Genomic DNA, 8,458 nt, shown 5'->3' with positions numbered 1-8,458 from the left:
GTGGCCGACCTCGCCGGGGCGGCCGACCTCGTCGTCCCGGCGGTCACCGAGTGGACGTTGGAGATGACGGACGCGGCCGACCTGCGTCCCGCGCCGCTGCCCGGCGTCGAGATGACGTTCACGCTCGCCCGGCGCCCCTCGGCGGACGTGAACCGCGCCCTGTACGCGGCGGTCGGCGCCCGCGTCTGCTGGACGGACCGCTTCCCCTGGACGCACGCCGACTGGCGCGCCTGGGTCGAGCGTCCCGAGCTGAGCACGTGGCTCGCGCTGGCCGAGGGGACGATCGCCGGGTTCTTCGAGATCGAGGCGCAGCCCGGCGGGGACACCGAGGTCCGCCTCGTCGGCCTCACGCCCCCGTTCGTCGGCCGGGGCTGCGGCGGGTACCTCGTCGAGCAGTGCGCCCGGCGGGCCTGGCGGCGCGGGACGCTGTGGGCGGCGGGGACCGGGCCCGCGTCGCGGGTGTGGCTGCGCACGAGCAGCCTCGACCACCCGAACGCGCTCGCCAACTACCGGCGCCGGGGCTTTAGGGTGGCGGCGGAGACCACCGCGCCGAAGCCCGTCCCGGACCCGCGGATCGCGCCGTGGCCGCTGCCGCGCGACCCGCGCGGCCCGGCCGCCCGGCGCGCGGAGGAGGAGTTGATCCCGTGACCTGGTTCCGCTGCCCAGAGAGCCGTCCGTGGGCCCCGCTGCGGCTGTTCTGCCTGCCGCACGCGGGCGGCTCCGCCGTGTTCTACCGGCCGTGGGCGGAGGCGGTCGGCCCGGCCGTCGAGGTGCAGGCCGTCCAGTATCCGGGGCGCGCCGACCGGCTGGGGGACGCGCTCGTCTCCGACGCGCACCAGCTGGCCCGCATGGTCGCCGGTGCGATGGCCCCGCTGACGGACCGTCCGGTCGCGCTGTTCGGGCACAGCATGGGCGCGATCCTGGCGTACGAGGTGGCGCGGCTGCTCCAGGAGAGAGGCGTCCCGCCGGTGCACCTGTTCGTGTCGGGCGCCCGTCCACCGGACGACCGCCCCGACGACCGCGTCGCGGCGCGGGACGACGACGGCGTGGTCGCTGAGATGGTGCGGCTCGGCGGCACCGACGCCGAGGCGCTGCGGGATCCGGAGTTGCGGGAGATCGTCCTGCCGTATGTCCGTAACGACTTCGGGCTCATCGAGGGCTACGCCGAGCGGCCGGGGCCGCGGCTCGGCGTCCCGGTCACCGCGATCATCGGGGACGCCGACCCGCACGTGACCGGGCCGCAGGCCGCCGGATGGGCGCGGGCCACGGACGGCCCGTTCGCGCTCCACGTCCTGCCCGGCGGCCACTTCTACCTGACGGACCGGCGGCCGGAGGTCGTCGCCGAGGTGCTCCGCACGCTCGAGGTCCCCACCGCCCCCTGACCGGGCGCGGACGAACCCAGGCGCGGACGAACACGGGCGCGGACGAACACGGGCGCGGACGAACACGGGCCGGGGACGGAACGCGGCGGGCCGCCCCGAGGGAGTCCACGAAAAGAGGCGGCCCGCCCTGTCCCGGTGTCACCAGGTCAGTAGATCGACACTCCGTACACCTGCATGGCCTCGGTGACGGGCTGGAAGTACGTCGTCCCGCCCGAGCTGCAGTTGCCGCTGCCGCCCGAGGTCATGCCGAGCGCGGTCGACCCGGCGAACAGCGAGCCGCCGCTGTCGCCCGGCTCGGCGCACACGTTGGTGCGGATCAGGCCGGTGACGCTGCCCTCCTGGTAGTTCACGGTCGCGTTCAGCTGGTTAACCGAACCGCCGTGGACCTGGGTGGTGCTGCCGCTGCGCTGCACCTGCTGGCCGACCGTGGCGTTGCCGGCGGCGGTGATGTCACGGGTGCCCTGGCCGTACAGGCTGACGGCGCCCTGCGTGTCGGCGGGCGTCGAGGTGTACTTGACGAGCCCGTAGTCGTTGCCGGGGAAGCTGCTCCCGGCGGTGGTGCCGAGCGTCCGGCCCGAAGAGTCGGTCCAGGTCGAGCCGATGTTCGTGCAGTGCCCGGCGGTGATGAAGTAGTACTCGTTTCCCTTCTTGGCGTTGAAGCCCAGCGAGCAGCGCGACCCGCCGGTCTTGATGGCCTCGCCGCCGAGCGTGAACTTGCGGAACGCTCCCGCCACGTGCTCGATGCGGAGCGCGGAGCCCTGCTTGGCCGCCGCGGCCTTGACCTTCGCGAGCTTGGCGCCGGTGACCGTGTCGTCCACGGACAGGACGACCTGGTTGCTCGCCGGGTCCACGGCCCACGCCGTGCCCGGGACGCTCGCGTCGCGCTTCAGCCCGTCCATGACCTTGGTCAGGTAGGAGCCGCTGCGGCCGACGACGGCGGGGACGGCGCCCGCCGCGCGGACGGTCCGCGCGGCCTCGGCGTCGGTGACCGTGACGACCAGCTTGCCGCCCTTCAGGTAGGAGCCCGCGGTGCGGGCGCCGAGCTGGTGGGCGAGCGCCGTCGAGACCTCGCCGGGAGCTGGCGGGGCGGCGACGGACGCGGTGCGGGTCGCGGACGCGCTGGGAGCGGTGGCGAGGGTCGCGGCCACCAGCCCGGCGGACGCCGTGGTGACGGCGGCGACGAGCACGCGCCTTTGACGTTTCTTCACTTGTGCCTCCACGGGGGGTTGGGCGCACCCGTCTGGTGCACCGGAGGTGCTCGACATGGTGTGTGAGCGGTCAAGGAACACGTAAGACGCAGAAAGTGACCAATTCAGGACGGAGGGCTTGTCACCCTGGTATTGGATCCGTGGTCAGCGTGCGGACACGCGCCGTCACCGGCCCAATGGAACGCGCCTCGCGCCCGGTGCGGACCGCCCGGGTCCAGGCCTCGGATTGGGACTCTCCAGCCCTGTCGTGGCGGGCGCTTCCGGTGGACCAATCGCCTCACCAGGCGCGATCACATCACCGGTTTCGGTCACGGGATGGTGACGGCGGCGCTCCGATGACGTGAGAATGGTCCGGTGACGCTCCTTTTGACCCGTTCTGACCTAGAGACGCTCCTCGATCCGCCCGAGTGTCTCGACGCCCTCCGCCGCGGCTTCGGCGCGGCGGAGGGCGCGCCCACCGCCCGCCGGGTGATCGGCCGGCTGCCCGGCCAGGGCACCGCGACCGCGCTCCTGCCCGGCCTGGTGGCGGGCCTCCCCGCCTACACGGTGAAGGTGAACGCCAAGTTCCCGGGCAGCCGCCCGGCGCTGCGCGGCGTCGTCTGCCTGCACGACCTCGGCACCGGCGAGCTGCTCGCCCAGCTCGACTCGGCCACGGTGACCGCGTGGCGCACCGGCCTCGCCGCCGCGCTCGGCACGCACGCGCTGGCCCGCCGGGACGCCCGCTCCGTCGCGGTGATCGGCGCGGGCGCGCAGGCCGAGCTCGTCATGCTCGGCCTCTCCGAACTGCGCGAGGTGGCCGCCCTCACCGTCTGCGACCTGGACGCGGGCCGCGCCGCCGCGTTCGCCGACCGGCACGGCGCCCGGCTCGGCATCGCCGCCGAGGTCGCGGCCGACCCGCGGGACGCCGTCCGGGACGCGGGGATCGTCGTCATGGCGACGTGGGCGCGCCGCCCGATCCTGCACGCCGCGGACGTGCCCCGCGGCACGCACCTCACCTCGCTCGGCGCCGACGAGCCCGGCAAGGCCGAACTCGGCGCCGACCTGCTGGAGGGCGCTCGGGTGGTGGTCGACGACGTGCCGCTCGCGGTCGAGATGGGCGTCCTCGCCGAGGCCGGGCTGGACGTGAAGCACGCCGCCGGAACGCTCCGCGACGTGCTCTGCGGCCAGGTGCCCGGCCGGGTCAGGGGCGACGAGATCACCGTGTACGCGCCGGTCGGCCTGCCCTGGCAGGACCTCGCGGTGAGCTGGGCCGCCTACCGGGCGGCGCGCGCCGCGGGAACCGGAACCGAGTTCGATTTCCTTGCCTGACCTTGTCGAACACGCCATTTCCGGAATATGTATGGGACCGGATACCGGGTTTCGTCCGGCCTTTGCAATGACGCCATGAATAGTGTTGACTCCACGCGGTAGGGAATCCCCCTGACTCGACGTCAAGGTGGTTCTATGAGTGATCATTTTCGTTCGGTGCGCAGTTCGGGGCGGCCGCCTCGGTACACCGCCTTACTTTCATCTTCAGAATGGCGTTCGGTAATTACTCCGCCCGGTCACGCCGCCGTGCCGGAGCCGCCGAGTCCCATTGCCAAGGAGACGAAGATGATTCGTATTCTCCTCGCGGAGCGGGCGCCCCTGCTCCGCAGCGGACTCGTGGCCTTGTTCGAGAGGGTGACCGACCTCGACGTCGTCGGCGCGGTCGGATCGGGGGAGCACGTCCTGCGGGCCGCGCGCCGGCACCGGCCCGACGTCGCGCTGATCGACGTGAGCCTGCCCGGCCTGGACGGCTTCGCCGCGACGTGCGCGCTGGGCGAGGCCGTGCCCGAATGCCGGACCGTGCTGATGGCGAGCCGCTGCCGGGCCGGCGACCTGCGCCGCGCCGTGGCCGCCCGCGCGGCCGGACTCGTGCTGAAGGACACCTCGCCGGGCGACCTCTTCGAGGCGATCCGGCGCGCCGCGGACGGCGCGCGCGTCATCGACCCCGACATGGCGTTCACCGAGCTCGGCTCCACCGAGAGCCCGCTGACCGAACGTGAGATGGAGGTGCTGGCCCTCGCGTCACGAGGAGCGACCGCGGCGCAGATCGCCGAGGACCTCGTCCTCACGATCGGCACCGTCCGCAACCACCTCTCCCGCATCAACCGGAAGATCGGCGCGCAGAACCGGGTCCAGGCCATCCGGATGGCCGAGGACGCCGGCTGGCTCTGAGCCGCCGGAGCGGCCCGAGCCGCTCGCCGGCTCCGCGCCGGAGCCGTCGGACCAGCGCCCGCTGAGGTCGCGGTAGAGGGGCGACACGGCGGGCAGGTCCGCGTGCCGTCCGAGGTGCGCGGACGTCCCGTCCAGCACGAGCACGCGGCGGGCCCGCGCGGCGGAGCTGATCCGGTGCGCGATGACGATCAGCGTGCCGGGACGGCGCGCGAACGCCTCCTCGGCCCGCGCCTCGGCGGCGGCGTCGAGCCGGTGCGCCGCCTCGTCCAGGATGACGACGGGCTGCGGCGCGAGGTAGGCGCGGCAGAGCGCGACGCGCTGCCGGTCCGCCTCGGTGAGCTCCGCCGGGTCGAGGTCCGCGTCGAGCCCGCCGAGGCCGCGGACGAACCCCGCCATACCGAGCTCGGCCACCGCCCGCGACACCCGCTCGGGCGGCGCGTCCGGCGCGTAGTAGGTCAGGTTGTCGAGCAGCGTGCCGCCGAAGACGTACGCCTCCTGCGGGATGAGGACGCGCCGCGCCGGGTCGCCCGCCGGGCGCCCCTCCACCCGCACCTCGCCCGCGTCCGGCTCGGCGAGCCCCGCGATCAGCGCGGCGAGCGTCGACTTCCCGATCCCGCTCGGACCGACGACGGCGAGGTGGTCGCCGCGCGGGACGACGAGGTCCAGGTCCTCGATCACCGGCCGCGCGCCCGCGCCGTAGGCGAACGACACCCCGCGCAGCTCGACCGCCGGGGCGTCCGCGACGTCCCCGTCCGGCTCCGCGCGGACGGGCCCGTCCGGCGCGCTCGTCTCCAGGATGCGGCCGAGCGTCACCGCCAGCCGCAGCCCGCTGCCGCCCATGCCGTGCAGGAGCGTCCGCAGCGCCGGCTGCAGCCCGTGCAGGACGTAGGCGAGCGCGCCGATCAGCGTTCCCGGCGTCGCGCCGCGCCCCATCAGCCACGGCGCCGCCGCGAGGACGAGCAGCAGCGGCGTCCAGCCGCCGACCGCGAGCGCCAGCGCGCGGACCGCGGCGAACCGGGCGACCGCCCGGCCCGCCGCCGCCTGCGCCTCCACCGCCGCGCCCAGCTCGGCGCGCAGCGCGTCCTCGCCCCCGCAGGCGACCGCGTCGCGCAGGCCGGACGCGAGCGCCGTCGTGCGCGCCGCGACGTCCTCCTCGCCGACGACGAGGTCCCGCTGCCGGACGGCCGCCGCCCCGAACACCGCGCCGAACAGCAGCAGCCCGAGCACGAGCGGCGGGACCACCAGCAGCGCGACCTCCGGCATCAGCGTCAGGAGCCCGAGCAGCGCGGCCCCGGCGGTGAACAGGAACCCGCGGGCGATGACGAGCAGCCCGCCGAACGTGTCCCGGACGATCTCCACCTGGTGCGTGAGCCGGGCGACCGCGCCGGTGTCGGGGCGTCCGCGCGCCGACCGGTACAGCGCGCCCCGCACCACCCGCCGTACGAGGTCGTCGCGGAACGGCTCCACGATCGCCGCGAGCGCCGGGTACAGGCGGCGGCTCCCGAACGCGCCCGCGAACGCCGCGACCGTCAGGACGCCGAGCCAGCCGACGGCCGTCGACGTCCGGCCGGTGCGGAACGCGTCGGTCGCCTCGGCGACGGCCCGTCCGAACAGGGCGGTGGGCACGGCCTCGACGACCGACCACGCGGCGGCCCTCGCCACGGCGCGCGGCCGGGCGCGGATCGCGTCGGCCGCCGTGCGGCGCAGCAGCCGCGCGGCGTCCCGCCTGCTCCTCATCCCATACCTCTCATCGCGCACCTCTTCATCCCGCGCCTCTCATCCCGTGCCTCCGAAGAGCGCGCGGTAGTCCGGGTCCGCCCAGAGCGCGCGGTGCGGGGCGAGGGCGCGCAGCCGTCCGTCCTCCAGCCAGGCGACGAGGTCGGCGCGGGCGGCGGTGGACGCCCGGTTCGTGACGATCAGCCGCGTGCGGTCGGCGAACCGCTCCAGCAGCGCGTCGGTGATCTGCATCTCGGTGACGGTGTCGAGGCTGGACGTCGCGTCGTCCAGCACGAGCACCCGCCCGACGTGCGCGAACGCCCGCGCGAGGCCGAGCCGCTGGAGTTCGCCGCCGGACATCGGCGCGTCCGCGAGCGGCGTGTCGTACCCGCGCGGCAGCCGCCGGACGAAGTCGTCGGCGCGCGCGGCCCGCGCCGCCTCCCGCAGCCAGCCCTCGGGCGGGCGGGTCGGGCCGAACGCGAGCGCGTCCAGCACGGTGCCGCCGAACAGCGCGGGCCGGGCGAAGGCGTAGCCGACCTCGCGGCGCAGCGCCTCCCGCGTGAGGCGGGGGAGGGGGACGCCGTCGAGGACGACCTCCCCCCGGTCCGGGTCGGCGAGCCGGCCGGCGAGCGCAGCGAGCTCCGACGCGCCGGAGCGCCCGGCGACCGCCACGGCCGCGCCGCCGGGGACCGTCAGGGTCAGCCCGGCGAGCGCCGCGCCGGCCGCGACGTCGCGGAACTCCAGCTCGCCGGGGCCGGGCGGGAGCGCGTCCGGGCCGTGCGCCGGGACGGGCAGGCCGAGGATCTCCTCGGCGCGGGCCGCCCCCGCGCGGGCCCGGCCGAGCCGCAGCAGCTCCGTCAGCACCGGCCCGAACCCGGCGGCGAGCCCCGCGTACTGGACGGCCGCGACAAGCTCGCCGGGCGTGACGCGGCCCGCCGCGAGCTCGACCCCGGCGACCGCGACGGCCGCGATCTGGAGCAGCAGTAGAGCGAGCAGGCCGCGCGCCGCGACGCCGCCCTGCACCCGCCACATCGTCTCGCCCTCGGCGCGCAGCCCGGGCAGCGGTTCCAAGACGCGCCCGCACTCGCGGTCGGCGGTGCCCGCGGCGGCGATCGTCCGGGACCCGGCGAGCGCCTCGGCGAGGCGGCCCGCGATCGTCCCCTGGACGGTGAGGTAGCGGTGCGCGGTCTGGCCGATGTCCCGGACGAACGCGCGCAGCAGCAGCGCGACCGCCGGGAACGCGACCGCGATCGCCGCCGCGATCCGCCAGTCGAGCAGGCAGAGCGCGACGAGCGCCCCGGCCGCGGGCAGCAGCCCGGCCGCGGCCTGCGGCGCGGCGGCGGGCGCGACCCCGGCCTCGGCGGCGCCGCCGACGACGCGCCCGGCCACGTCGCCCGGCGGGACGCGCAGTGCCGGGCCGACCGCGAGCAGGTGCCGCACGAGCGCGTGCCGCAGCCAGGCCGTCGCGCGCGCGGCGGCGCAGCCGGTCGCGAGCTCCGTCAGCACCTCCGCGGTCGCGGACAGGACGACGAGCGCGACGCACGGCCACACCGCGGCGGCGGCCGGGGTCCCGCCCGGCGGGGCCGCGTCGATCGCGCGGGCCACCGCGTACGGGAGCAGGACGGTCGCGGCCGCGTCCGCGAGGGCGGCCGCGCCGACGAGCGAGGTCCAGCCGCGGGCGCGGGCCGTGGCGCGCAGCAGGAGGCGGTCGGCGCCGGAGACGGCGGGGACGATGTTCATGCGGAAACCGTGTTCATGCGGGAACGGCGGTCATGGACGGGTCTCAAAAGGGGGCGGCCGTGGCCCCACGTGGGGACCACGGCCGCTAGCACGATCGTCACAGGCAGATCGTGACACTGTGGGAGCTGTGGCAGAGCAGGGACAGGCTGCTGTTGCCGCCGCCGCCGCCGTTCTCGCTCACCATCCCCTGAAGGTCGAGAAGCGCCATGTTCG

The 8,458-nt window shown here is 75.8% G+C and carries 7 protein-coding genes and 1 pseudogene; 4 read left to right on the top strand and 4 right to left on the bottom strand.

Annotated elements, in window-relative coordinates:
• Both FXF68_RS26615 and FXF68_RS26610 read left to right on the top strand, forming a co-directional pair.
• Positions 1–648: a GNAT family N-acetyltransferase gene (locus tag FXF68_RS26615; protein WP_187438166.1), complete on the top strand. Its 648-nt coding sequence runs from the start codon at positions 1–3 to the stop codon at positions 646–648.
• Entirely contained in the window at positions 645–1,382 is a 738-nt protein-coding gene (locus FXF68_RS26610) for a thioesterase II family protein (RefSeq protein ID WP_148763841.1), read from the top strand. The genes FXF68_RS26615 and FXF68_RS26610 overlap by 4 nt, the downstream gene beginning before the upstream one ends.
• A 146-nt stretch (positions 1,383–1,528) precedes the next feature.
• Here the strand turns inward: FXF68_RS26610 and FXF68_RS26605 are convergent, their stop codons facing one another.
• Positions 1,529–2,590, bottom strand: a complete 1,062-nt coding sequence (locus tag FXF68_RS26605; protein WP_246178956.1) for a S1 family peptidase — start codon at positions 2,588–2,590, stop codon at positions 1,529–1,531.
• Positions 2,591–2,944: 354 nt separating this feature from the next.
• Between FXF68_RS26605 and FXF68_RS26600 the strand changes: the two genes are divergently transcribed.
• On the top strand, positions 2,945–3,898 hold the full coding sequence (locus FXF68_RS26600; protein WP_148763837.1) for an ornithine cyclodeaminase family protein: 954 nt from the start codon (positions 2,945–2,947) through the stop codon (positions 3,896–3,898).
• Between the two features lie 135 nt (positions 3,899–4,033).
• Positions 4,034–4,708, top strand: a pseudogene (locus FXF68_RS26595) (response regulator); the annotation flags it as partial.
• On the opposite strand, the gene FXF68_RS26590 reads toward FXF68_RS26595, so the two are convergent.
• The 3 genes from FXF68_RS26590 to FXF68_RS26580 form a co-directional block, all read right to left on the bottom strand.
• On the bottom strand, positions 4,640–6,526 hold the full coding sequence (locus FXF68_RS26590) for an ATP-binding cassette domain-containing protein (RefSeq protein ID WP_148763833.1): 1,887 nt from the start codon (positions 6,524–6,526) through the stop codon (positions 4,640–4,642). The pseudogene FXF68_RS26595 and the gene FXF68_RS26590 sit on opposite strands and share 69 nt — an antisense overlap.
• Positions 6,527–6,565: 39 nt before the next feature.
• The gene (locus tag FXF68_RS26585) at positions 6,566–8,245 is read right to left on the bottom strand and encodes an ATP-binding cassette domain-containing protein (RefSeq protein WP_148763831.1); all 1,680 of its coding nucleotides are present in this window, start codon (positions 8,243–8,245) and stop codon (positions 6,566–6,568) included.
• A 97-nt stretch (positions 8,246–8,342) separates the two neighbouring features.
• Positions 8,343–8,453, bottom strand: coding sequence for a SapB/AmfS family lanthipeptide (locus FXF68_RS26580; protein ID WP_131732834.1), 111 nt, complete (start codon positions 8,451–8,453; stop codon positions 8,343–8,345).
• Positions 8,454–8,458 lie beyond the last annotated feature (5 nt).

The organism is Actinomadura decatromicini, from assembly GCF_008121305.1.
Lineage (GTDB): Bacteria > Actinomycetota > Actinomycetes > Streptosporangiales > Streptosporangiaceae > Spirillospora > Spirillospora syzygii.
Note: the sequence above shows the minus strand (reverse complement) of the source record. Positions and strands in the feature narration are given on the sequence as shown.